The sequence below is a fragment of the Rheinheimera tilapiae genome, assembly GCF_042432165.1.
Taxonomy (GTDB): domain Bacteria; phylum Pseudomonadota; class Gammaproteobacteria; order Enterobacterales; family Alteromonadaceae; genus Pararheinheimera; species Pararheinheimera tilapiae.
Window position 1 is genome coordinate 393,517 of sequence record NZ_JBHLXP010000001.1, and the last position, 24,763, is coordinate 418,279.

At 52.9% G+C, this 24,763-nt stretch carries 25 protein-coding genes; 21 read left to right on the forward strand and 4 right to left on the reverse strand.

Translation table 11 applies throughout. From position 1 onward, the window contains the following. Positions 1–13: 13 nt before the first annotated feature. Positions 14–727: an ArsR/SmtB family transcription factor gene (locus ACFFJP_RS01740; protein WP_377239830.1), complete on the reverse strand. Its 714-nt coding sequence runs from the start codon at positions 725–727 to the stop codon at positions 14–16. Positions 728–828: 101 nt separating this feature from the next. Here ACFFJP_RS01740 and ACFFJP_RS01745 point away from each other — a divergent pair, with 101 nt between their 5' ends. The 10 genes from ACFFJP_RS01745 (at position 829) to ACFFJP_RS01790 (ending at position 11,723) form a co-directional block, all read left to right on the forward strand. Further along, positions 829–2,004 (forward strand): cytochrome P450, encoded by a 1,176-nt coding sequence (locus ACFFJP_RS01745; RefSeq protein WP_377239832.1) that lies wholly within the window; start codon positions 829–831, stop codon positions 2,002–2,004. Then, entirely contained in the window at positions 2,004–2,351 is a 348-nt protein-coding gene (locus tag ACFFJP_RS01750) for an antibiotic biosynthesis monooxygenase family protein (protein ID WP_377239834.1), read from the forward strand. The genes ACFFJP_RS01745 and ACFFJP_RS01750 overlap by 1 nt, the downstream gene beginning before the upstream one ends. 115 nt (positions 2,352–2,466) lie before the next feature. Next, positions 2,467–3,819 carry a DNA recombination protein RmuC gene (locus ACFFJP_RS01755; protein ID WP_377239836.1) on the forward strand — a complete coding sequence of 451 codons (1,353 nt, stop codon included), beginning with the start codon at positions 2,467–2,469 and terminating at the stop codon, positions 3,817–3,819. After that, positions 3,819–4,631, forward strand: a complete 813-nt coding sequence (locus ACFFJP_RS01760; protein WP_377239839.1) for a substrate-binding periplasmic protein — start codon at positions 3,819–3,821, stop codon at positions 4,629–4,631. Before ACFFJP_RS01755 ends, ACFFJP_RS01760 begins: the two co-directional genes overlap by 1 nt. Positions 4,632–4,653: 22 nt before the next feature. Next, positions 4,654–5,157 (forward strand): alpha/beta fold hydrolase, encoded by a 504-nt coding sequence (locus tag ACFFJP_RS01765; protein WP_377239841.1) that lies wholly within the window; start codon positions 4,654–4,656, stop codon positions 5,155–5,157. A 790-nt stretch (positions 5,158–5,947) separates the two neighbouring features. Continuing rightward, positions 5,948–6,832: a DMT family transporter gene (locus ACFFJP_RS01770; RefSeq protein WP_377239843.1), complete on the forward strand. Its 885-nt coding sequence runs from the start codon at positions 5,948–5,950 to the stop codon at positions 6,830–6,832. Positions 6,833–7,079: 247 nt separating this feature from the next. Beyond that, complete coding sequence (locus ACFFJP_RS01775; protein WP_377239845.1) at positions 7,080–9,257, forward strand: prolyl oligopeptidase family serine peptidase; 2,178 nt, start codon at positions 7,080–7,082, stop codon at positions 9,255–9,257. A 140-nt stretch (positions 9,258–9,397) separates the two neighbouring features. After that, positions 9,398–10,246 carry an ion transporter gene (locus ACFFJP_RS01780; RefSeq protein ID WP_377239848.1) on the forward strand — a complete coding sequence of 283 codons (849 nt, stop codon included), beginning with the start codon at positions 9,398–9,400 and terminating at the stop codon, positions 10,244–10,246. A 39-nt stretch (positions 10,247–10,285) separates the two neighbouring features. Further along, complete coding sequence (locus ACFFJP_RS01785; RefSeq protein ID WP_377239850.1) at positions 10,286–10,831, forward strand: GNAT family N-acetyltransferase; 546 nt, start codon at positions 10,286–10,288, stop codon at positions 10,829–10,831. A gap of 58 nt (positions 10,832–10,889) precedes the next feature. Beyond that, a complete protein-coding gene (locus ACFFJP_RS01790; protein WP_377239852.1) occupies positions 10,890–11,723 on the forward strand; it encodes a type 2 periplasmic-binding domain-containing protein in 834 nt (277 codons plus the stop codon). Between the two features lie 397 nt (positions 11,724–12,120). Here the strand turns inward: ACFFJP_RS01790 and ACFFJP_RS01795 are convergent, their stop codons facing one another. Continuing rightward, positions 12,121–13,092, reverse strand: coding sequence for a transposase (locus ACFFJP_RS01795; RefSeq protein WP_377239854.1), 972 nt, complete (start codon positions 13,090–13,092; stop codon positions 12,121–12,123). Positions 13,093–13,580: 488 nt separating this feature from the next. On the opposite strand from ACFFJP_RS01795, the gene ACFFJP_RS01800 reads away from it, so the two are divergent. Then, on the forward strand, positions 13,581–14,480 hold the full coding sequence (locus ACFFJP_RS01800) for a hypothetical protein (RefSeq protein ID WP_377239856.1): 900 nt from the start codon (positions 13,581–13,583) through the stop codon (positions 14,478–14,480). A 13-nt stretch (positions 14,481–14,493) separates the two neighbouring features. Further along, the gene (locus tag ACFFJP_RS01805) at positions 14,494–15,114 is read left to right on the forward strand and encodes a class I SAM-dependent methyltransferase (protein ID WP_377239858.1); all 621 of its coding nucleotides are present in this window, start codon (positions 14,494–14,496) and stop codon (positions 15,112–15,114) included. On the opposite strand, the gene ACFFJP_RS01810 is transcribed toward ACFFJP_RS01805, so the two are convergent. Continuing rightward, a complete protein-coding gene (locus ACFFJP_RS01810; RefSeq protein ID WP_377239860.1) occupies positions 15,111–15,344 on the reverse strand; it encodes a hypothetical protein in 234 nt (77 codons plus the stop codon). The genes ACFFJP_RS01805 and ACFFJP_RS01810 overlap by 4 nt on opposite strands. Positions 15,345–15,814: 470 nt before the next feature. On the opposite strand from ACFFJP_RS01810, the gene ACFFJP_RS01815 reads away from it, so the two are divergent. Further along, a complete protein-coding gene (locus ACFFJP_RS01815; protein ID WP_377239862.1) occupies positions 15,815–16,147 on the forward strand; it encodes an antibiotic biosynthesis monooxygenase family protein in 333 nt (110 codons plus the stop codon). Positions 16,148–16,175: 28 nt separating this feature from the next. Here the strand turns inward: ACFFJP_RS01815 and ACFFJP_RS01820 are convergent, their stop codons facing one another. Further along, a complete protein-coding gene (locus ACFFJP_RS01820) occupies positions 16,176–17,561 on the reverse strand; it encodes a MurL-like N-terminal domain-containing (protein ID WP_377239864.1) in 1,386 nt (461 codons plus the stop codon). A gap of 297 nt (positions 17,562–17,858) precedes the next feature. Between ACFFJP_RS01820 and ACFFJP_RS01825 the strand changes: the two genes are divergently transcribed. The 8 genes from ACFFJP_RS01825 (at position 17,859) to ACFFJP_RS01860 (ending at position 24,709) form a co-directional block, all read left to right on the forward strand. Then, entirely contained in the window at positions 17,859–18,224 is a 366-nt protein-coding gene (locus ACFFJP_RS01825) for a hypothetical protein (protein WP_377239866.1), read from the forward strand. Continuing rightward, positions 18,225–18,722: a cupin domain-containing protein gene (locus ACFFJP_RS01830; protein ID WP_377239868.1), complete on the forward strand. Its 498-nt coding sequence runs from the start codon at positions 18,225–18,227 to the stop codon at positions 18,720–18,722. A gap of 18 nt (positions 18,723–18,740) precedes the next feature. Continuing rightward, positions 18,741–19,145, forward strand: coding sequence for a fosfomycin resistance glutathione transferase (fos, locus tag ACFFJP_RS01835; RefSeq protein ID WP_377239871.1), 405 nt, complete (start codon positions 18,741–18,743; stop codon positions 19,143–19,145). Between the two features lie 333 nt (positions 19,146–19,478). Further along, the gene (locus tag ACFFJP_RS01840; protein ID WP_377239875.1) at positions 19,479–19,709 is read left to right on the forward strand and encodes a DUF2798 domain-containing protein; all 231 of its coding nucleotides are present in this window, start codon (positions 19,479–19,481) and stop codon (positions 19,707–19,709) included. 5 nt (positions 19,710–19,714) lie between these two features. Then, positions 19,715–20,233 (forward strand): DUF2938 domain-containing protein, encoded by a 519-nt coding sequence (locus ACFFJP_RS01845; RefSeq protein WP_377239878.1) that lies wholly within the window; start codon positions 19,715–19,717, stop codon positions 20,231–20,233. Between the two features lie 24 nt (positions 20,234–20,257). Then, complete coding sequence (locus ACFFJP_RS01850) at positions 20,258–21,169, forward strand: LysR family transcriptional regulator (RefSeq protein ID WP_377239880.1); 912 nt, start codon at positions 20,258–20,260, stop codon at positions 21,167–21,169. A gap of 191 nt (positions 21,170–21,360) precedes the next feature. Next, a complete protein-coding gene (locus tag ACFFJP_RS01855; protein WP_377239882.1) occupies positions 21,361–22,827 on the forward strand; it encodes a glycoside hydrolase family 28 protein in 1,467 nt (488 codons plus the stop codon). 301 nt (positions 22,828–23,128) lie between these two features. Next, positions 23,129–24,709: a UxaA family hydrolase gene (locus ACFFJP_RS01860; protein ID WP_377239884.1), complete on the forward strand. Its 1,581-nt coding sequence runs from the start codon at positions 23,129–23,131 to the stop codon at positions 24,707–24,709. The last annotated feature ends 54 nt before the right edge of the window (positions 24,710–24,763 follow it).

Genomic DNA, 24,763 nt, shown 5'->3' on the forward strand with positions numbered 1-24,763 from the left:
GAGTATAAATGGCTCAGTCGCGTTCGGGCAGACTCATTGCAAAATGCTGTTTTAATGCGATTTGGCCTTTGTTTGTCAGGTGTAGTACCCGATCATCCGGCTCCCGCAGCAGCCACTGTTGCGCTAGCATCATTTCAAGTAAGGCGGCACCGAGATACCCCCCTAAATGCGCTTTACGTTCGCTCCAGTCCAGACAGGCGCAGGCATATTGCCGCCGACTGCGTGGTTTTGGGTGCAGTTCTACGCCCAGTTTTATGAACAGTTGTGCGCCGGTGCTACTGAGCTGATAGTGCCGGGTGCCTGTCTGAGGTTCGTCAGCAGCGCTGACTAACCAGCCTTGCTTTAGCAATTGGTCGTGCAAGGCGACAGCCACTGTACCAGCGAGATGGTCGTAGCAACTGCGCGCATAACGCAGGTGGGTTGGCGTATTTGGGCTAAAGCTGGCTGCAGGTGTTGCCGAGAGCTGCAATAGGGCTTCCAGTGCCGTGGCGACCTGCGTATTGGCCAACTGAAAATAACGGTGTTTGCCCTGTCGAACTACACTCAGAAAACCCAGCTCAGTCAATTTCGCTAAATGCGCACTGGTGGTGGAGCTGCTGACTTCTGCACTGATACTCAGTTCGGTTGCGGTGCGCGCTCTGCCGTCCAGCAATGCACACAGCATGCGGGCGCGTGCCGAATCCGCGATAGCACCAGCGACTTTAGCCAATTGCAGATCTGCGGTCATAGTTCGTTCCAGAGCGAAGCGTAGATGTAAAAGAGCATGCATGATGCCGGCAATTCAGCGTAGGCACAAGAATCGCTGAAACCACAGGAGCCGAGACGAACATGACAAAACCTTTATTCACGATACTACAGGCAGCAGTGCAGCCAGACCCATACCCATATTACTCCGAATTGCGGCAAGGTCCGTTGTTACCCTTCGACACTGGAAGCGGCTGCTATCTGGCCAGTCGAGCCGATGTGGTCACCGAGGTGTTGCAGCATCCGGCTGCCAGGGTACGGCCAGTCGGGCAACCGGTGCCAGCGGCGCTACATGGGCATCGCTGTGGCGAGGTGTTTGCCGCCTTGCTGCGGATGACCGATGGGCCACGCCAACAGCAGCTGAAAGCGATTTTGCAGCGCCAGCTTGCGACAATAGCTCCGGCGCAACTGACAGGCTTATGCCAAGCCGTTTTGCATGAAGCGATGGGGGCGATGCTGCCTGACGCGACGCAGATTAATCAGCTGATTTATCAACTACCGGTGCGGGTCATGGCGCAATTACTTGGCATGCAGCCGGCCGCAGCCCACTTGGCCGCAACGGCGATTGCAGATTTTGTGCGTTGTCTGCCGGCACAGGCTGATGCTGCTGATATCAGTGCCGCCGATGCTGCTGCATTAAAGCTACAGGAGTTGATCCAGAACTGCCTGCAAGACGCCGGAAGTTGGAGTGCTGCGCTGTCAGATGAATTTGGCACGGCGGCGGTACAGATCGCAGCAGCGAATTTGCTGGGGCTACTGTCGCAAAGTTATGAAGCGACAGCGGGTCTGATCGCGAACAGTTTAATTGGCTGTTACCGGCAGCCAGAGTTGGCACCTAAGGACCAGCTGCAGGCGTTGTCTTTTGTCCGGGAAGTCAGCCGGTTTGACCCACCCGTGCAGAACACCCGGCGCTTTTTAGCGCAAGATGCCGTAATCGCCGGCGAGCATCTGCCTGCGGGTTCAACCATATTGCTGCTATTGGCGGCGGCCGGGCGTGATCCGCTGCTGTGGTCTGCACCAGAACAGTTCAGGCCATATGACCGTTTTTGTTTCAGCGAAGGGAAGACCGATCTCAGTTTCAGTCTGGGCGCGCATCAATGCCCGGGCCGTCAGCTGGCAGAGCAAATTGCTGCGACGGCCCTGTTAGTTGTGTGGCCGCAATTGCGTGCTTTGAGCCAAGGCGCTGAATTACGCTGGATCTATCAGCCATCGATGAATGGTCGGCTGGCACAGTTTCAACTTAGTAAAGGAGCACAGTGATGCTAGCCGTGATTTTTGAAGTAACCCCAACCATGACTGGCGAAGCCGATTATTTGGCTGCAGCCGCAGCGCTGAAACCGTTGCTCGCCGACATTGATGGATTTCTTGGCATCGAACGTTTTGCCAGTTTGACTGAGCCGGGCAAGATCCTGTCGTTAAGTTTCTGGCGTGATGAAGCCGCAATTGCCCAGTGGCGTCAGCTGGAAGCACATCGCCTTGCCCAACAACGAGGCAGGCAAGAGCTGTTTGCCGACTATCGGTTACGGGTGGCGACAGTGGTCCGGGACTATGGGATGACTCCAAGGGCAGAAGCGCCGGCAGATAGCAAGCTGCATCATTCCGGTTGAGGTTGGTGGCGGCTGGGTATTTTACTACTGAGTCCTGAGTGCTTCGCATCCACAATAGTGCAAAAAGCTGTATAGTAATACAGTGGTTGTGCTAACCCCTTGAAGTGGAGGCAAAATGAACGAATTGACTGAGATCCGGCTGTGGCTGGAGCTGCTGTTGCTCGCAGGCTTCGCCGCTGCTGCACTGGCTTGGTGGCGCCAGCAACAGGCGCTGCGGGCCCTAAGCGACCAGCATATCCGGGTGCAGGCACAGCTGGAACATCAACAGACCTTGCTCAATGACCATCGCATGCAGTTGCAGCAAAGCCAGGATGAAGTGCGCCAGCAGCAGCAGGATTATTTGCGGCTGAAAGAAAAACACGACCGGCTGCAGGTACTGCTCACAGAAAAACAAAGCCAGTATCAGCAGCAACTGGCGTTGTTGCAGGACAGTAAACTGCAGTTAAAACAAGAGTTTGAAAACCTTGCCAACCAGATTTTGCAGCAAAAAGGCGAGCAGTTTGCCCGCCAGAGCCAACAAAGTTTGCTGCAGCTGTTAAGCCCCTTGCAGGCCGATATGAAAGGCTTCCGTGACAAAGTCGAATCCATTCACACGGAAGATTTAAAGCAGCGTAGCGAGCTGAAAACCGAGCTGCTGAATCTGCAAAAGCTGAACAGTGCCATTACCGATCAGGCGGCCCGTTTAACCAATGCACTGCAGGGCCAGAAAAAGCTGCAGGGCAATTGGGGGGAACTGATGCTGGAGAATGTGCTGGAGAATTCCGGCCTGCGTCCCGGTGTCGATTACCGGCGTGAAGTCAGCTTCCAGACCGAGCAAGGCCGGCGCCGGCCAGATGTCATTGTTGACTTACCACAACAAAAACATTTGGTGATCGATGCAAAAACTTCATTGCTGGCCTATACCCGTTATGTCAACGCAGAACATGATCTGGAACGCGCAGAGGCATTAAAAGACCATTGTCAGGCCGTCAGTGATCGAATTAGCGAGTTGGCCGATAAAAGCTACTACCAGCTCGATGGGCTGAATTCGCCGGAAGTGGTGTTTATGTTTATTCCGATTGAGTCGGCTTATGTCGAAGCTCTGAAACATGACCCCTTGTTATATCAAAAAGCGCTGGAGCGGAATGTACTGGTGGCGACACCAACCACGTTGCTGACCAGCCTGAATATCGTCCGGCAATTGTGGCGGTTTGAGCAGCAAAACCAGCACAGCGCAGAATTGGCACAACGGGCCGAACGGTTCTACGCCAAGTTGGCTGCATTCCTCGAATCCATGCAAGGTGTTGGCCGGCAACTCGACAAAGCGCGGGAAAGTTACGACAAAGCCCTGGGGCAACTTTATAGCGGCAAGGGTAATCTGATTAAACAAGCAGCAGAATTTAAGGAGCTCGGTGTGGCGGTGAAGCAGGAACTGGATCAGCAGCTGGTAGAAAAAGCCCGGCTCGAACTGTCGGCAGAAGCCCAATAATGCTGAAGAACGTGCGCTGCGCAGCGTTGCTTATGTTCGGGCTATTGCTCAACCTGCCCCTTGTTGCCGAAGAACTGTTGCCGGCAGCCCCACCTGCGCAGCCGCCTTGTCATCTGGTCGCGCATCTGAATGAATCCAAGGACCTGACGGATGCAGCCGGCCTGAAATTGCCGCGTTGGTATGATTTACACCACCGCTTGCTAAAACTACTAAACGACAAAGCCGGGTGTACCTTAGAGGTGGTCGGTAGCCCTTGGCCACGGAGTCTGGCGCTATTGCGCGATGGCAAAATCGATTTAATGCTGACGATGTCATACACCTATGAGCGAGAGCTGTACGCCGATTTTATTGGCCCGCATTATCTGGAAGAAACGGTACTGGTGCTGGATAAACAGTATCTGCCCAAAGTGAATAAACTCAGCGATATCCTGCTATTACCCGGTGCGGTGGGCGTGTTACGCGATGCCTGGTACGGCGAAGAATTCGCTCAGGTCAGTCTGGAAACTGAATTTCAGCCTTATTTGCAATATGCCAACAGTCTGACGCAGAAACTGAATTTACTGCAAAAAGAGCGGGTGGTCGGCATGTTGGAAGATAAAACCCAATATCTTGAGTGGAGCCGCGCTTATCCTGAACTGGCAGCCCGCTACCAGATTGCTTTTCGTCTGCACAGTAACCCGGTATATATCGTGGCCAGTCGCAAAGGTGTGCCCTTTGCAGTGCGGGAGCGGCTAAAAAAAGCCTGGTTTGAGGTTTATGGCGGGCCTGAACATCGCGCTATATTAAAGGAATTTGGTTGGGCGCTGGAGTAGCTTCACGGAGGTTTGCGCGCAGATGAGCACCGAGACTTCAATTCGCGAATTACGCCGGATCGTTTGGGTCGGCGGTGCCTTGGATAAATACACCGGGCTGGTACGTCAGCATGTGTTACCGGGCCAGCATTATTTTCAGTGGTTTGAACAACGCGCATTAAGCCGCTTTTTGCAGGAACAGGCGGGTCAACCGGTACTGGTGATCGCGCACAGTTATGGCGCCAGTATGGCGACCCGGGTGATTGCCAATGGTTACCGGGTCGATGAGTTAGTCACGATAGACCCAGTGAGCTGGCGCAGACCCAATGGCGCACTGGTGCACAAAAACTGCCGGCACTGGCGCAATTATCTGGCCGGTGACAACAAGCCGAATTTCGCCAATCTGGTCGCCCGCTGCGGCGGCTGGTGGCAGGAGTGGCCAAAGTTACATGCGCATCAACATCTGGTGCTCAATGCCGACCACGCGCTGATCGTCGATGCGGTGCTGCAATCGTGGCGGCAAGGGGCGGTGCAGCGCGTGGCTTGACGCTTTTTTGCCCTGCGGGCGGCGATGGGCTTACATTTCTTTTTTTCCTGCGCGGAAAGATCGCTTAGCAAAGATTTCACCTGACGGTGAGTCACTTTCTTTTGTTTCAGCAAAAGAAAGTAACCAAAGAAAAACCGACCCCGGTTCTGCTCGAAAGCCCGCTGAAAAATGGCAATTTGAGGCGAAAACGCAACTCGCGATTCGCTAACGTCGAATCGCTCAAACACTCGTTTTCTTAAAACCTCAAATCACCATTTTTCATCGGCTCGCTCCAACGGGGAATGGGTTTTCTGAGCTGTTTTTGATTTTAACGAAAGAGAATTAAAAGCAAAGCCAACTACTGAGGCTAGCTGCCCGTTGGAGCGAGCCGGCTGAAAATCGTTGGCCAAGGTTTTAAGAAAACGGGTGTCTGAGCACGGCGACGCTAGCGCCGTGCGAGTTACGTTTTCGCCTTGGATGGCGACTTTTCTGACGGGCTTTATACGGGCTACGCCCTATCCTTCGGACCAGCTAAAGCTGTTCAGCGCAAGCGCTGTCGAGTGGAATCGGGTGCGCCTTTTCTTTCGGTTCCTTTCTTTTGGCAAGGCAAAAGAAAGGAACTCACCGTCAGGTGAAATCTTTGCTAGGCGGTCCAACCGTCAAGGTAAGACTGAAAAATAAGCCAATAGCCGCCCGCAGGGCAAAGAACCAGCGAAGAGCAACAGACTGTTGCAACAAAGCGGACTTGCTAAAACAGAGTTCGCTGCCGCACTATCAGGCATTATTTCGATACCTCAGAACAGGAATATCCATGCAGAGTTTACTGCAACACCCGCAGTTTGCCGGTAGCTGGCGCATGCTGGTGGCGATGTTGATGTCGGGCACTATTGGTCTTTTTGTCGTCGAAAGCGGTCAGGATACGGCTACTGTAGTGTTTTATCGCTGTTTGCTGGGAGGCGCGGCTTTGTTGGCTTATCTGAGCTGGCAGCGCGGCTGGCAAAAACTCAGTGCTTTGCAAAGCGGCTATTTACTGGCCGGTGGATTTGCTTTAGTCGCAAACTGGTTTTGTCTGTTTGGCGCTTACAAGCTCAGTTCGATTTCTATTGCGACGCTGGTCTATCACACGCAACCATTTTTCCTGTTACTGCTAACCGCGCTTGGTAGCAAGCAGTGGCCGCCGGCAGCGAAATGGGGCTGGTTGGCGCTGGCCTTTGTTGGGGTGGCCGGGACTACGGGCTTAGATCAGGACAGCCACAATCCACTGTTATGGCAAGGCGTCGGTCTCGCCGCGGTTGCCGCCTGTTTGTATGCTGTGGCAACGCTGACAACACGAAAACTGACCGGGGTTGCGCCGGCGCAGATTGCCGGTTTACAGATGGTGCTCGGCGTATTGCTGATGTTACCACTGGAGAAAACGTCAATGTTGGTGATGCCGGCGCTCAGTATCGGCGCGTTGCTGACGTTGGGTCTGGTGCATACCGGCCTGATGTACAACCTGATGTATAGCGCCTTTCAGCGTTTGCCGGTCACCAGTATCGCCTTTTTGTCTTTCGTGTACCCGCTGCTGACCGTGCTGATTGATTTCTGGTACTACGACCTGACTTTAAGCGCGAGCCAATATGGCGGTATGGCGCTAATAGTACTGGCTTTGGTTGCCCATCAGCGTAATTGGGGCGTTTATCCCCGTCATCATTGAAGCTGTGAGGTGTTGGCCGCCTTCACTCACTCAATTACATAGATCGCTATGCTCATTTTCCGGGCTGGCGTTCCAGTTCGCTCAGTTGCCGTCTACCCGCAGTTTCAATGATTTAGGGGATACAAATTAGTGGGTATTGGCGGCGAAAGCCGGTTGATGCGCGCTCAGTCGCTGCTGCCTGCATTTGTCTGCTGTGAAAATTTTGTTATCCTCGTGGCTTTGTCTGTTTAAGCAAAGGGGAGCTTTGATGAAACGAATGATGTTAGGCGCAGTTGCGCTGGCTGTATTAACCGCCTGTGGACCAAAACCAGAACAAGCTGCAACTGCAGCAGCAGGCACAACAGTGGCGGAGGCCGCACCTGTGGCAAAACTGCAATACGCACCAACCAAACAAGGTGATGTGGTCGACACTTACTTTGAAACTAAAGTAGCGGACCCATACCGTTGGCTGGAAGATGACCGTAGTGCCGAAACTGCGGAATGGGTTAAAGCCCAAAATAAAGTGACCTTTGATTATCTGGCGCAGATCCCATATCGCGACCAGATTAAACAGCGCTTAGAAGCGCTGTGGAACTACGAAAAAGTCGGCGCGCCAACCAAAGAAGGCGCTTATACCTATTTCTACAAAAACGATGGTCTGCAGAACCAATATGTCGTGTATCGCCAGAAAGATGGCGGCCCGGCGGAAGTGTTCCTCGATCCAAACGGTTTTTCTGCGGACGCGACCACGTCACTGGCTGATTTACAGTTCACTGACGACGGTTCAATCGCCGCATATGCCATTTCTGAAGGCGGCAGTGACTGGCGCAAAGTCTTTGTCATCAAGGCTGAAACCAAAGAAAAACTAGAACCTGAACTGGTTGACGTCAAGTTCTCCGGCATTTCGTTTAAAGGTAACGAAGGCTTCTTCTACTCCAGCTACGACAAGCCAAAAGGCAGTGAATTGTCGGCCAAAACCGACCAGCACAAGCTGTATTATCATAAAATCGGCACGCCACAAAAAGACGACCAGCTGGTTTATGGCGGGACTGATGCGGAGAAACACCGTTATGTCGGTGGCACCGTAACGCAGGACGGTAAGTATCTGGTGGTGTCTGCGGCGAATGCGACTTCAGGCAACAAACTGCTGGTGAAAGACTTAACCAAACCAGACAGCGTTTTTATCACGCTGGACGGCGAGGGCAGCTCCGATTACAACCTGATCGACAGCAAAGGCGACATCCTGTACTTCTCGACTAACTTTAAAGCGCCGAATCAGCGTCTGATCGCGATTGATATGACCAAGCCTGCGCAAGCAGAGTGGAAAGACGTGATCGCGGAAACGGCGAACGTGCTGGAAGTCAGCAAAGGTGCCGGTTCTTTCTTCGCGACTTACATGGTCGATGCGATCTCCAAAGTGCAGCAATATGATTACGACGGCAAGCTGGTGCGTGACGTGCAACTGCCAGGCGTCGGTTCTGTCGGCGGTTTTGACGGCAAAGCCAAAGATGCCGTGTTGTATTACAGCTTTGCGAACTACAACACACCAGGCTCGATTTACGCCTACGACCCGGCTACCGGCGAGTCTAAAGTGTACTTCAAACCTGCAGTGAAGTTTAACAGCGACGATTATGAATCCAAGCAGGTGTTCTATACGTCAAAAGACGGTACTAAAGTGCCGATGATCATCACCCACAAAAAAGGCCTGCAGCTCGATGGCACCAACCCAGCCATGTTGTACGGCTACGGTGGTTTTAACGTCAGCCTGACACCAAGTTTCAGCGTTTCCAACCTGGTGTGGATGGAAATGGGTGGCGTCTACGCCGTGCCGAACCTGCGTGGCGGTGGTGAATACGGCAAGGCCTGGCATGAAGCCGGTATTCAGCTGAAAAAACAAAACGTGTTTGACGATTTTATCGCGGCCGGTGAATACCTGGTCGCGCAGAAATACACGTCAAACGACAAACTGGCGATCCGTGGCGGTTCTAACGGCGGTCTGTTAGTCGGTGCGGTAATGACACAACGTCCGGATCTGATGAAAGTCGCACTGCCAGCGGTCGGCGTACTGGATATGCTGCGTTATCACACCTTCACAGCTGGCGCTGGCTGGGGCTTTGATTACGGCACGGCTGAGCAGTCCAAAGAGATGTTTGAATACCTCAAAGGCTATTCACCGGTGCATAACGTGAAAAAAGACGTGGCTTATCCTGCGACTTTAGTCACCACCGGCGATCACGATGACCGCGTGGTTCCGGCACACAGCTTCAAATTTGCCGCTGAACTGCAGGCCAAAGCGGGCGGTGCCAACCCGCAACTGATCCGCATTGAAACTAATGCCGGTCACGGTGCCGGCACGCCAGTGTCAAAAACCATCGAACAAACAGCCGATACCTTTGGTTTCACGCTGTGGAACATGGGCGTGAAAGAAGTGGCGAAAGCGCAATAATCTGCGCTTACACTGAGTCCCGACGAAGCCGGCTTAACGCCGGCTTTTTTTCGGGCTCTGCCTGGTGATTTGAGCACTGGCGCTGTGCTTCAGCAACGCCAGTCGTTACAATCGCCGCAGTTCATTTCAAGGAGTCTGTTATGGAAACTGCACCACAGCCTGTGGCCAGCCCACTGAGATTGCGCGTCAAAACCTTTGTTGAATTACCGCGGTTTGGCCAGTGTATTTTGGCGTTGATTTTGCTGAATGCGGTATTGCTTGGCATGGAAACGTCGGCAGCGTTGATGGCGCAATATGGCAGTACTTTATTACTGCTTGATAAAATACTGCTGAGTGTTTTTGTCGTTGAACTGTTGTTGCGGATTTTTGCTTACCGCGCTGCTTTTTTTAAAGATCCCTGGAGTTTATTCGATTTTGCCGTAGTCGCTATCGCGCTCATCCCGGCGTCAGGGCCGCTGGCAGTCCTGCGTTCGCTCAGGGTGTTACGGGTTCTGCGGGTGCTGTCGATGGTGCCATCAATGCGTCGTGTTGTTTCTGCGTTATTGGGGTCTTTGCCCGGGCTGTCTTCAATTGCGCTGGTATTGGTTCTGATCTATTACGTCTTTGCCGTGATGGCCACCAAGATCTTTGGTGCTGCTTTTCCTGAGTGGTTTGGCAGTATCGGTGGGTCGTTTTATACCTTGTTCCAGGTGATGACACTGGAGAGCTGGTCGATGGGTATTGCGCGCCCGGTGATGGAGCAATTTCCTTATGCCTGGCTGTTTTTCGTGCCCTTTATTCTGGTCGCGACTTTTACCATGCTGAACCTCTTTATCGCGATTATCGTCAATACGATGCAGACTTTCAGTGAGGAAGAACATGCCTCGCAACGCGAACTGGACAAACAGGCCGAGCTGCGGGAGCAACAGCTGCTACATACTGAGCTCAGAGCTATCCGTGAAGAGTTACAGCAGCTGCGTGAGGCAGTCAAAAGTCAGTCTGGGGGCTGATAAAAGCGTCAGCTCATCTTATCTAACCGGAGAAATGCTATGGAGCGCTCTCTCGAATTGACCAGTGCCAGGTTACAGCTGCGTACTATGCGTGCCGGCGACTGGCCGCTGTTTTTGCAATTACACCAGGATGAAGCGGTTCGGCGTTATGTCTGTGATGCGCTGAGCGAAGCGCAAATCCGTGGCCGATTTGATAGCCGGCTGTTGCCCTGGACGGTCCATCGTCCCGACATGATGGCGTTAGTGATAGAACGACGGGACAATTCAGCCCCTGTCGGCGTGATTGGTTTGCGTAGCGACTGGGCGAACCGGCAGGCGGAAGTCGGTTTTTTACTGCTCCCGGCGCAGCAAGGTCAGGGGTTTGCCGGCGAAGCACTACAAAGTCTGTTGCAGTTTGCGGTGCAGAATTGTGGCTATCATAAGCTGGTTGCCACTGTGACCCAAGGCAATGAGCCGAGTCTGAAGTTACTGCAAAAACATGGTTTTGTGCAGGAAGGCTTGCTGCGTGAGAACTATTTCCTCGGCGGCCAATATGTTGATGATTTAAAACTGGGTTTGCTGGCGCGCGATTGGCAACCTCTTTAATCTCAGGGCCTGGCGCGTTACACTGCTTCTGCTGGTATTTTGCTGGCAAGGAGTGTCAATGCGCCGAATCTTGCTAAGTCTCAGCTGGTTGGTTCTGTGGCCGGTTCATGCTGCAGAATTGTTGCTGATGTCGATGAGCCCTGCTGAATTGTATCAGGCACAGCATAGCACTTACCTTCCGGTCGCCATGGTGCAGCAGGTACTGCGCTATTATCCCGCGCCTTACAAAATTGAAACTGTCAGCCTGAATCGTGCACTCGCCGGGATGCGAAGTACTGAGGGGGCTTGTGTGTCGGGTGTGCGTAAGTCCGCGGCAAGGCAGGATGAGTTATTGTACAGCGAACCCTATGTTATCGCCCCCGATGTCCGTCTGCTACTCAAAACCGATTCGCCTTGGGTAAACCGTCTGAAGACGATGCAGGACAAAGATGGTCGGGTTAGTCTGGCCCGCTTGCTGGCATTGACCCATCCGCCGGTGCTGGTCACTGAAGATGGACGGACTTACGGTGCCACTATAGATCCGATCTTGTCCGCACATCGCAAAAGCAAAGCCGTCTATATCAGAACCTCCAAAGTATCGCGCTTTGGCGAAACCTTGCCGATGCTGACCAAAGGCTTTGTCGACATGGCTTTGGAGTATTCGGTAGCGATAGCGCCGCAGGAACTCTCGCAGTTGCAGACTTTTAAGCTATTGGAAGCAGATCCCTTCGCGTTAGCTTTTTTCGCCTGTAACCACGATGCTGAAACGGCAGAGATCCTGCAGCTACTGGACAGAGCCATACTGACTTTCCGGAATAAACCGGAGTTTCAATCCATGTTGCTGGAGCCTTTTCCACCTGCCGAGCGGGCTGAAGCCTGGCAAGCCTGGCTCAGGCTTACGGGCGGCCGCTAATCTGCTGGCATCCCCATAATCTTGTGCATAATCTTGGACATCCACCAATTGCATAATCTTGGACATCCACCAATTGAGTTCATCCCGGATGCATAATCTTGGACATCCATCAATTAAGATCATCCTGGACGTCTTGATCGTCCCGGATACCCACCAATGGAGCTAGTTTTCATCGCGCCTGTAAAGTGTCTGGAGGCAGTCAGATTCTAAGAAAATAACGGCAACAATTATTACAAAAGGATACCTAGTGTCTAAGAGGCAAAAAACCGGCTGTAGGCTCATTCGTTAGAACGTTTTCAGACCTGATTTCATTATTGAATTGTAGCCAAGCCCAAAGTGACCAGCTTTGCGCTCAGATGACTTCAAATCTGTGAGGAGAGGCGATGTTTTTGTAAATTTAGCCAAAACTTCGTCGGCAGGCGGTTTGGCCGTGAACCCATCTTTGGCCAAGTTTTTGACAAAACTGTTTCAATAAGCTGATAGGGCCGATCACCTGATGAAACTTGGTTTCAAGTAGTTGGCAGTTTTGTAGCCAACAGTAAGTGGGGATATTCAGACGTGCGAGGATAGAGGGAGTGGTGGTGTTGATACTGCCGCGTTTATCTTGGCGCATTTGTTGGCCAGTCCAGTTAACAAGCTCAACGTAATCAACGAAATGATAAGGAATATGCTGTTGAGCATTCTGCTGAAGACTATCTCCGGCAAATGGCAGCAATTCACCGTGAAAAGTGCAGTGGATCGCTTTACCAAGTCGTTGCTGAATACTGGTGTAGTTGGAAGCTTCCGGCGATGGCGCCATTTTTGCTCTGATTGGATTTAAATCGACATAGGCCATCGCCGTGAGGAGAGCTTTTTCATTGAGCAGTGCTTGCGATTTAAACCGACCTTCCCAAAATCGCCCGGTACAGTTGTCCTCCGAGTTTGCAAGCCTAGCAATGTGTTCGTTCAGGCAGCGCATAAACCAGCTGATATCACAAAGCCGTGAACGCCAGTTTTCTAGAATATTTTCAACAACGTGATTTTCAGCGTCACAGCTTGAATTGCCACTAAGATAACGTTCGACTAGTATCGGTAACCGAAACAACAGTTGCCAGCGGTCAGCGACGTCCTGATAACTCCAGTGGGCCGACCTTGCTACATCAACCCTGACTACCAGGTGATAGTGATTCGACATCAGCGCAAAAGCTGCGATATCAATAGCGAACATCTGTGTGAGCTGATGCAGCCTATCCAAAATCCAGTTCCGGCGGTGTTCAAAGTTATAAGCTTCTGTAATACCACATAAAAATGCACGGCGGACGCAACGGCTAATTAGATGGTAATACGGTGTTTCGCTAAGAGCGATTTGTTGTTTGCGCGGTTTAGGCATGGTGTCATCCTGACAGTCAAAAATTCATTTGGTATAAATTTGGTTGCAAAAAAGTTAATGTCAAGTCGATTTCAACAATCGAGCGTGCTCGCTTTCTGTTTCCGCCTATGTTGGCAATCAATGGCTGTACGCTTTCGGCTGCTGTTTCCGCCTATGTTTGCAATCAATGGCTGTCCGCTTTCGGCTGGGCTCGTTCGGCTGATCAATGGCTGTCCGCCTTCAGCTGTTCAGCAGATTGCAACGGCTGTCGGTTGCCATAGTCTCGTCAGACTCAGTGGAGTCAATGTAGCGAAACCGCAGGTGACGGCTGCACATGAAATCACTGTGTGTTTACCTGCATCTAGCTTTGTGCGGACTTCTGGTTTTTAGGTAGGAATTCGGTCCGGCCCATTTACTTCTGCCGTTTTTTTATGCAGTCTTTTCCTGTGCCTGTGATCTTTGCAGGCTGACCGCGATTTTCAGCGCTGCATCAGGAAAGGACCCGCGCGATGATGGCAGACCGATCTGTTGGTTTATGGTTCAGTGTGGTGCCGGTACTGGCTGGGTTTGCTGTGCTGGCGCTGGCCGATGTGGCTTTACCGCTTTATTTGGTGCAGGTCGGCAGTTTATTGCTGGCGGCGGTGTTGGTCTGGCTGGGAGCGCGCAGTCAAGGAGATGTGTTACCTGGCACTTTACAGGCGCTGGCCTGTTTATTGGTGTTATTGCTGGGCGTGCCGTTGCTGACGGTGTTATCTCCTGACGCACCGGCGCAACCGTTGCGCTGGTTGCAGTTTGGCCCGGTGCAGCTGTATAGCGGCAGTTTATTATTGCCTGCCATTCTGGTGCTGACTGCACAATTGTTACAGCAACCGGCGCATCAGGCGGCAGCCTGCGGTATTTTGCTGGCCACTGCGGTATTTCTGGCGATGCAGCCGGATGCGGCGCAAGTGCTAGCGCTGACCATTGCGTTCCCATTATTGTATTTACAGGCCTGCCGTCCAGCCGGCGTCACAACCAGCACGCCAGGTCTTTTACCTGGGCTGGTCTTTCTACCATTGCTGGGGTTATGTTACTGGACGCTGCGACAGCAGGATGAGCTCAGTGCCGTGCCTTATGTCGAGGGTGTATTCGCTCTGGCGCTGGAGTATGCGGTGTGGGCAGGGCTGGCTGTGATCGCCAGTGCCGTATTACTACTTCTAGCCCTGTACCGGCAAAGCCTGCTGGATCAGCCCTGGCTTGCGGCGGTGTCGGTATATTATGCGGTGTTATATGGCGGTTCAGTTGCCGGTGCGACGCCGGCGCCATTGATTGGTTATGGTGCCGCGCCAGTGTTAGGTTTTGGCCTGATGTTGGCACTATCGTTGTGGTTGCGGCAGCGTAGCCGCACCGAAATGGTCAACTCAGAGTAAAAAGGAAGTAGTGATGTCTCAGGATTTTTTTGCCGAAAAAGCGGCGTCTTACGAGCAAAATCCACAACGGGTTGATAATGTCGTTGCGATCGGTCGGGCGATTAAAGCGGCGGTAGCATTGCAGTCTGACATGCAGTTACTGGATTTTGGTGCAGGCACTGGGCTGTTACTACAGCAAATCGCCCCTTGTGTGGCCAAAATTACTGCGCTGGATGTATCACCGTCGATGAACGCGCAGTTGCGGGCAAAAACGGCGCAGATTGCTTGTGAGCTGGAGGTTCTGGAGCAAGATCTGCTGCAAACGCCGCTGCAACGCCAGTTTGACGGCATTATTTCGTCGATGACCTTGCATCATATCGCAGATATTCCCGCGTTATTTCTGCAGTTTCATCAGTTGCTGCGGCCCGGTGCTTTTATCGCGCTGGCCGATCTCGATACTGAAGATGGCAGCTTTCATACCGAAGATACCGGCGTATTTCATTGTGGTTTTAACCGCGCAGCGATCGCCGCACAGGCCCTGGCCGCTGGTTTTACTGAAGTGCAGGTTTGTGATGCCAGTGTGGTGCAAAAGCCGCATGGCCAATACCCGGTGTTTTTATTAACCGGCAGACGCAGCGCCGCGGCTGCCGGCTAAACCAGCTGCTGTTCCAGCCAATCCGCCAGAGCCGGCCATAGAGTGTGCTGGTGCTTGCGGCGGAAAAAGCCCATATGACCGATAGCGCCCTGTTGTGGCTGGATCTGCCGCCGTTCCGTCTGGCAATTCACTAGCTGACCCACCAGTAAATCAATAACCGTGGGCGTCGCCCACAAATCATCGGCAAAACCCATCGCCAGTACCGTTATCGCTGGTCTAGCAAAAGACACTAAGACGCTGACAGTTGCTGAAAAAGGCAATTTGCGTAGCAAATATCGACAAAATATGTCAATTGCGTATTTCAATTGCGGATATTTCAATTGCGGACAGCCACCGTCCGGAGTCATCATTGTGATCGTACATTTTCAATTGCAGATTTTAGCGACAGCCATTATGCGACCCTCGGTGGGTTTCGCTTCGCTCTACCCACCCTACGGTTAGGCAGCCGGCTCACAAGTTAATTGCGGACAGCCACCGTCCGGAGTCATCATTGTGATCGTACATTGTCAGTTGCAGACTTTAGCGACAGCCATTATGCGACCCTCGGCGGGTTTCGCTTCGCTCTACCCACCTTACGGTTAGGCAGCCGGCTCACAAGTTAATTGCGGACAGCCACCGTTTGTGGTGATCATTGCGACCGAGGTTGGTTCACGGTAGGCTGACCATAAGCCTAATGTCTGAACTGCAAGGGAATTCAACCATGCCGCTTCTTGCACAAACCCCAGTCCCGCCGTATTACGCGGTTATTTTCAGCTCTGTGCGCACCGAAGGTGATCACGGATATGCCGACATGGCTGATCGGATGGTCGTGCTTGCAGCGCAACAAGCCGGCTTTCTCGGCATCGAATCTGCACGCGAAGCGCTGGGCATTACCGTGTCGTATTGGACAGATCTGGCAGCGATTGCGGCGTGGAAAGCTGATGTCGACCATCTGGCTGCACAGCGGCTCGGTCACAGTCAGTGGTACAGTGCATTTAAAACCCGGATCGCAAAAGTAGAACGCGATTATGGGATGGACCAGGCGCAGCAGTGACAGCGTGCTGTGCCTGGTCAGCTATGGATTAACTGCAAGCCTGTTTCAACACCGCCATAAAGCGATCCGGGACATAGTGGCCCTCGGTATTCACCGACAAAAATTCAGCGCGGGCTGCCGGTACTGAGATGTCCGCACAGCTTTTTTCCAGATCGCGTCGATAGGGTGCTGCGCTGAATTCCTCGGTCGGACGACGATCCAGATACATCCGCAATGCCAGACGACATTCGTCCTGCAGACCAACACATTCCCAGGCTTTGGTCTGATTGCTGCACAAGCGCAGCACATGTTTACGGATCTGCTGATTCTGCATCAGTGGTTCGCCAAAGATCCGCACAATCTCATCATCATCCAGATAAGCGCCCATACATAATAAAATGAAGGCGCATTTCTCACATTTCTTACACCAGATATTTTTACTGATGCCAATGTTGCAGCTAATAAATTTATCAAAATACTTTGGATATTGTGAGAATATTTTGACGATGGCTAGTTCATAAATAGGTCGGAATAAGCTGAAATAATGTACGCCGCCTTGAGTGACACTTTGGGCGAAGTTTCGATAGTGTGATTCAAAATCTAATGATTTAGAGTACTGGTGATTGATTTCAACACCGGCTACAACCAGATTAGGATCATCTGCGGATCGTTCATTGCTGAATACAATATATTTATAACCTTTCAGGTAGGCATGCAGTAGTGCGGTGGCAGAAATGAATGCCGGGCCAGCGATCGGGGTGTAAGAAAATTTCGCATTCTGACCAATCTTGCTGTCGGTTTTGTAAGTGATCGACAAACTGTCGCCGCTGGCGGCCGTCTCGATCACGGTTTTTCGCACTGTGTTTAAACCGACTGTGTACCAGGCAAATGGCAAGCCAGCTTGTTTTGCCAATTCACCAGAGGTGATGGAGTCCTTTCCGCCACCATTCATCACCAGACATTGCTCGTTGAATTCCCGCGGCGGCAACTGCGTATCTGTTTTACACACTGCGTTGCCGGCGACCGTTAGGGGGTGGTGTAAAGACAAGCCTTGCAGAAACTTAAACTCGCCGAGTGCGCGTGACAGCAGGTATTGATGGAATTCAGTCCAGTTAGGCCCGAATGCGGCAAACCGGCATTCGATCCTGTTGATATGGTCAATTTTAAAGAAAACATTGCTCATCATGATGGCAATATGCGCCACTAGTAAATTTAATGTGGCGGCGTCTACTGATTTGAAATCATCTTCAGTCAAATCAGTAAACTCAATCTTATTCTGATAGTTGACGCCTTTAAATTCATATTCGATAAATATCAGTGGATGTTGCAGTGACCAGCTATTGATAAATAAAGTCTGATCTTTGCCTTGTGGGTAGCGGACTTCATTTAATGCCCGGCGGATGTAATGTTTTGATAAAGCTTTTAGATGATTCACGCAGCAAGTACCTCTTTTGCATGGAAAATTGGAGCAGCTGAAGTCAGAAAACTGCAAGGGCTGAAAGTCGCGGTATGATTGTTGCCCAGTATTGTGCTGCTGTATTGTTGTAATAGTATGGCAGATTGTTCATGACGCGTCATCGTACAGCACTGTTGTCTCCAGCTGCCGGACTCCGTATGCTGAGTTATTTGCTGACAGTCAGGTTCTGCGATGACAACACAAAGCTCAGGCTACTGGTTGTACCTTCCTTTTCGGAGTAAGGGGGCTCCCCGGCGAAATCACGCCGCGGTGGCTGTGACGCTGCTATTGCTTTGCGGCTGTACCCGCGGCCATTTGGACTATGTGACGCCACAAGGTGAACACAAAACCGGTTGCCACACGGAGTACAGCTGGGCACCAGCCGTCGATCATTATGCGGTCGATTACGTGCTGGCGTATTGCGCCAAAGGCGCAGCGGCACAGGGGCATCAAATTAAGGATCTGCGCTTGCTGCAACTAGATATGACGATCCCGCATGCACCACAAGGCCAGCGCTGGAGCCATGAATTGGCGGCAACTCAGCATAAAGCCGGCAAGATCAACGACCAGCAATATGGCTACATTGTCGCTTATCTGGATTTAGGTCTGGACCAGCCGCAAACAAAATCAAAGGAGCGTTAAATGAGCGATCCAGTAACACCGATCACAAGTAGTACCCCATTGGCAGTCGCAGCGCAGGATGTGGCGCCGCGGCAAAAGCCGTCAATTTATCCACCGCCGTTTGCTGCCATGATGCAGGGCCGGCAAAAACGGGTGCTGGGAGATTTGTTTGGCCTGCAGAATTTTGGCGTCAATCTGACCGAACTGGCGCCTGGCGCGATGTCGGCGCTGCGGCATTGTCACAGCCGACAAGACGAATTTATTTATATCCTCGAAGGCGAGGTGACGTTGATCACCGATGCCGGCGAGACTTTATTGGACGCAGGCATGTGTGCCGGCTTTGCCGCCGGCAGTGGCGATGGTCATCAGCTGGTCAACCGCAGCAGCGCAGTGGTGCGTTATCTGGAAGTCGGCGATCGCAGTGCCGGCGATGCCGTGGTATATCCGGACAATGACCTGCGCGCTGATTTTGTGTCTGGTCAGTGGCAGTTCAGCCACAAAGATGGCAGCCCGTATTAAGATGGAAGCCCTTATTACATGTTAACCGGTCTGAATCACATCACACTTTCAGTCAGTGACTTGCCGCGGGCACTACAGTTTTATCAGCAGTTGTTGGGCTTTCAGCTTGAAGTGCAGTGGGCGCGTGGCGCTTATCTGAGCTTGCCTGGATTCTGGTTATGTTTGTCGTTGGGCGAGGCAAAACCGGCACAGGACTATAGTCATCTGGCGTTTAGTATTTCTGAGCAAGACTTTGCTGCTTTTGCTGCCAAACTGCGTGCTGCAGCGGTGCTGGAATGGCAGCAAAACAGCAGTGAAGGTGCTTCACTATATTTTCTGGACCCGGATGGCCATCAGCTCGAGATCCACTGCGGCAGCCTGCAAAGCCGGCTGGCGTCGCTGCGCCAACAGCCGTATGCCGGCCTGCAATGGCCGCAAAGCTGAGATATTTCAATTCGCTGCGTATACCCAAAATCATTGAAGATTTGGGTAGGCGGCAACTGAGCGAATCTGGAACGCCAGTCCGACTCAGGAGCATAGTTAACTATGTGACTGGGGTGAGTGAGGGCAGCCAACACCGCCAAATCTTCAAGGAATAAGGGTATATACCCTCAGGAAAACTGATACCCCCATCCAAAATGACAATTAGACGGCACCGGCACTGCGCTGCACACTGTGCGCATTGCCGGTAGCTGAAGCTTTTGCGGTAGCAGTGACCGGCTACAACCAACTTAAATCTGGCTTGAGGGTGTCGCAACGCACACCGGGAGAGGAAGAGTGATCGCACGCAAATATACCCCATATGTGTTCTCGTTTTTTATGTCGCTGCTGATGTCCGGCATCATGTCTTTTGTTATTACGCTGCTGAATCTGGGGCCGGTTGATGGCCTTGCCGGGATCTGGCTGCACGCCTGGGGCATGGCGTTTATTGTGGCATTCCCGACAATTGTGCTGGTGACGCCGCTGGTACGGGCGCTGGTCACTGCTGTTGTCGATAAAGACGCCTGAGGTGGATGATGGATGCATTTATCGATATGGCCGCCGCAGCGCTGGTGCTCGGCATCGGCGCGACATTGCTGCTGGATGGCTGGTCTTGGTTACTCAACAAAGGTTTTGGCGTCAAATCGCTGAGCTTTTGTCTGGTTGGTCGTTGGTTTGCGCTGATGCGTCATGGCCAATTCCGCCACAATGGCATTGGCAAAGCGCCGGCGCAGACTGGTGAATGTGTATTGGGCTGGACCGCGCATTATGCGATTGGCGTGTTATTCGCCTTACCACTACTGTATTGGCAGGGCGGACAATGGCTAGCCGCGCCAACGGTGGCACCGGCGCTAATCCTCGGTGCAGTTACAGTGTTGATGCCATTTTTGCTGATGCAACCGGCCTTTGGGCTGGGGGTTGCGGCGGCTAAAACACCTGCACCCTGGCAGGCGCGGCTGAAAAGTCTGAGCAGTCATCTGGTGTTTGGTGTTGGCTTATATCTGTCTGCACTGGTCTATAACGCCTGGTCAGTGAGTTTATTGCCGGTTTAAGCCACGTCCGGTACAGGAGGCGATATGGAACTCTATCAGTTAAAGATTTTCGTCACAGTCGCCAAGACCGGGGCAGTGACCAAAGCGTCAGAGCAGCTGTACTTAAGCCAGCCGGCGGTCAGTGCCCAGATCAAAGCGTTGGAAGAAGAGTTAGGGTTGGCGCTGTTCGAACGCACGGTACGCGGCATGAGCCTGACACCGCATGGTGTGGTGATTCTTAGCAAAGCCGAGCAGCTACTGGGCCAACAGCGTGATTTGCTGGACGAAGCGCGGCGGTTACGTGGCGGTCTCACAGGTCGTTTGCGGCTCGGATCAAACCGCGGCGCCAGCGCGGTTTTATTGGGGAAATTGCTGGCACAGCTCAGTGAAACGGCGCCAGAACTGGATGTCAGCTTAGAGTTCGGCAGTCCGGCCGATATAGTCACCGCGTTGCGCGAAGGGCGGCTCGATGCCGGTTTTTACACTGAGTATGAACAGCACGAGCTGCTACACAGTGAGGCCGTGGACCGTTTTGGTATTCAGCTGGCGGTTGCGCCGCAGCTGTTACCGGCGGGCTTCAGAACTGAGCCAGTACCTGACTGGCAGTGGATCGCACTGTTGCCGTGGATCAGCGCACCGGCGGGCAGCTGCTGCGGCCGTGCCGCTGAGCGCTTGTTTCGCGAGCAGCAGTTCCGCCCGGCCAAAATGATTGAAGCCGATCAGGAACATCTGATCCGGGCGTTGATTAGCAGTGGTGTGGGTATCGGCTTGCTACATACGCCAACGGCAAGGGATGCCGCCGCTAAGGGCGAAGTGCGCTTAATCGGACCTGTGCTGCAGCAAGTACAGCTGTTATTTGGCTGTTTGGCGCGCAAGCAGCAGGAGCCATTATTATTGCTGGTGATGCAGCTAATGGCACAAATAGCCGCGGATTTGGCTCAGAGTTCAGAAGCATAAACAGCATTTGGAGCACCTTTTAAAGATAGAGTGCTTCAACTGCTGGTCTGATTTCTGTCCTTCGGTGGCAAAATTTTTTCTGCACCTATTGCCACCGGTGGCAGCTTGTCTTATGCTGGTTTTCACAGCAGACTGATCAGGCACTTTGCTTGCCATTCGGTCAGCGCAAAAACTCAGCACAGGAAGATGCCATGCCGATGATGCCAAAACGCCAATTTCTCAAAGCCGGTCTTGCCGCCGTGCTGCCATTGGCATTGTGGCGTTGTGCCGGTGTACCGGGCGCAGTGGCGGACACCACTGATACGCCGCGTAGCGCACTCGATTTATTATGGGATCAGGCTGATGCGATTGAACGCGATTTAGCCCGCACCAGCTTTTCCGCCAGAACTTTTGCTGTCACTGATTTTGCTGCACATACCGGTCGGCAGGATGACCTGAATACGGCGCGGCATAACAGAGCGGCGTTTCAACGCGCCATCGACGCCTGCCATCAGGCCGGTGGTGGCCGTGTTTTGGTGCGCGCTGGTGTCTGGCCTTGTGGCGCTCTAACGCTGAAATCCAACGTTGAACTGCATCTGCAGCAGGATGCTGTACTGGCCTTTCATCCGGCCCTTGAGCTTTATCTGCCGCTGGTGTTTACCCGTTGGGAAGGCATGGAGCTGATGGGCTATCAGCCGCTGATTTATGCCTTTGGCGCCGAGAATATCGGCCTGACCGGCAGCGGCACCATCGATGGCGGCGGCAGTAACAGCAGCTGGTGGCCGTGGAAAGGTCAGTGGAAACATACGCCTTGGCCAGTCGACAACGCCAAGGTGCAACATGCCGGCCGGGATTTGTTAATGCAGTGGATTGAGCAGGGCAAGCCGGTGGCGGAACGGGTGTTGCCGGAGAATTTTCTGCGCCCGCCGCTGTTACAGGTTTATCAGTGCAGCAGAGTACTGGTCGAAGGCCTGACCTTACAGAATTCACCGTTTTGGGTGATGAACCCGGTGTTATCCGAAGATGTGTTGATCCGCCACGTCAAAGTCGTGTCGCATGGCCCCAATTCCGATGGCTGCGATCCGGAATCTTGTCGCCGCGTGCTGATTGAACATTGTCTGTTTGATACCGGTGATGACTGTATTGCGCTGAAATCCGGCCGTAACGCCGATGGCCGTCGCCTTAACAGACCGGTGGAGCAAGTGCTGATCCAGGATTGCACGATGAAAGCCGGACACGGCGGTGTGGTGATTGGCAGTGAGATTTCCGGTGGCGCTAACCATATTTTTGCCAGGCGTTTGCTGATGAGCAGCCCCGATCTCGACCGTGGCCTGCGTATCAAAACCAACGCGCTGCGCGGTGGTTTGATTGATACCGTGGCGCTGCGGGACATCGTCATCGGCGAAGTGAAAGACGTCATCGTCGTGAACTACTTTTATGAAGAAGGCCGGGCCGGCGCGTTTTTGCCGACGGTACGTAACATCTTTGTGCACAATTTGCAGGTCGATAAAGCGCAGCGTTTGTTTGAACTGCGTGGTTTCCCTGAAGCCCAGATAGGACCCCTGCAATTATCCAGTGTGCAGGTGAATTGTCAGAGCATTGGTGTGCTCGAAGCGGTTGGACAGCTTGATTGCAAGCAAGTGCTGGTCAACGGCGCGCCGTGGCGCTGGCAAGGTTAAAAAGTTTTGGCATTGCGCTTTTAAAGCGGCGCAGGCTTTTTGTCTATTAAATTGCCACCGATAGACAGTGCATGCCCAAAATCATTGAAGATTCGGGTAGGCGGCAACTGAACGAATCTGGACCGCCAGTCCGACACAGGAGCATAGTGAACTATGTGACTGTGGTGAGTGAAGGCGGCCAACGACCCCGCATCTTCAAGGATGACGGGTATATGCAATTAAGTGAAATAACCGCGATGACAGACGCTGTCTGCCACGCTGATCACAATCAAACATTAGTTTAAGAACAGGCACTGATTAGATGGCGACTGAAGTAAATACCAACTCCAGCTGTAGCGCTCCGCTGTTGCAAACGCCGCAGATCGCGTTGTGGCAAGTGCACCCGCGCGATAATGTGGCCGTAGCACTGCATCAGCTTGAGGCCGGCTTTGTGCTGCCGGCTGACTTTACTGCCAGTCCGGTCGCTTTGCCGGCCGTTTTGCCCGCGGAGGTACCGGCCGGGCATAAATTAGCGCTGACGCCTCTGAAAGCCGGCGACAGCGTGATCAAATATGGTTATGCCATCGGTGTGCTGACACAGGACGTGCCGGCCGGTGGTCATATCCATAGCCATAACTTAAAGACCGGCCTCGATGGTGAACTGGCTTATCAGTACCATGGTCTGTCGCGCGATAACGGCAGCTATCCGTCTGATTTACCGACTGAATTTATGGGCTATCCACGCGCCAACGGCGAAGCGGGTACCCGCAATGAACTGTGGATCTTAAACACAGTCGGCTGTGTGAATCAGGCGGCCAGCCGCATCGCCAAGGCGGCGCAGCTTTATGTGGACAATCAGCAACTGGCCAATATCGACGGTGTGTTTGCTTACACCCATCCGTTTGGCTGTTCACAGCTCGGCGACGATTTGGCCCATACCCGCAGTGTATTGGCCGGTTTGGCGCAAAACCCTAATGCTGGCGCAGTACTGATCATTGGCCTTGGTTGTGAAAATAATCAGCTCGCGACTTTGTTAATGGGGCTCGAGCATCTGGATCCGGCGCGCATTCGCGCTTTTAACGCCCAGCAGGTTACCGACGAAGATGAAGAAGGTCTCAAAGCTGCGATTGAATTGTTGCAGTTGATGGCCGGCGACCAGCGTCAGCCTTGCCCCATCAGCAAACTCAGTTTTGGCATGAAATGCGGCGGCTCAGATGGTTTCTCTGGCCTCACCGCCAATCCGCTGGTCGGGCAAATCGCCGATTTAGCCGCAAGCGCCGGCGCCAAAGTGATTTTGACCGAAACCCCCGAAATGTTTGGCGCTGAGCAAGTGCTGATGGCACGGGCGCGCACCGCGGAAGTATTCAGCGATATCGTCAGCTTAGTAAATGAATTTAAACAGTATTTCATCGCCAATAACCAGCCGGTCTATGAAAACCCAAGCCCGGGCAATAAAGCCGGTGGCCTCACTACGCTGGAAGAAAAATCCTTAGGTGCCATTCAAAAAGGCGGCAGTGCCGTGGTCGAGCAGGTGATTGGCTACGGTGAGCGCGCCAAAGTGCCAGGCCTGACCTTATTACAAGGCCCCGGCAACGACGCGGTATCGTCGACTGCGTTGACCGCCGCCGGCGCCACCATTTTGTTATTTACCACCGGTCGTGGCACGCCGCTGGGTTTCCCGGTACCGACCGTCAAAATCAGTTCAAACAGTGCCTTAGCCGTGCGTAAACCGACCTGGATCGACTTTGACGCCGGCGCCATGTTGCAAGACGGCGTGGCGGTGGAAGCCTTTGCCAAAGACTTTTTCCGTTATTTGGTCGCGGTCGCATCGGGTGAGCGCACGCGCAATGAGATTTATCTGAATAAAGAAATCGCCATCTGGAAAAACGGCGTGACGCTTTAACAACACTTTTGTGGCCGGGAAGGCAGAAATTAATTCGCCCGCGGGCTTTGACGG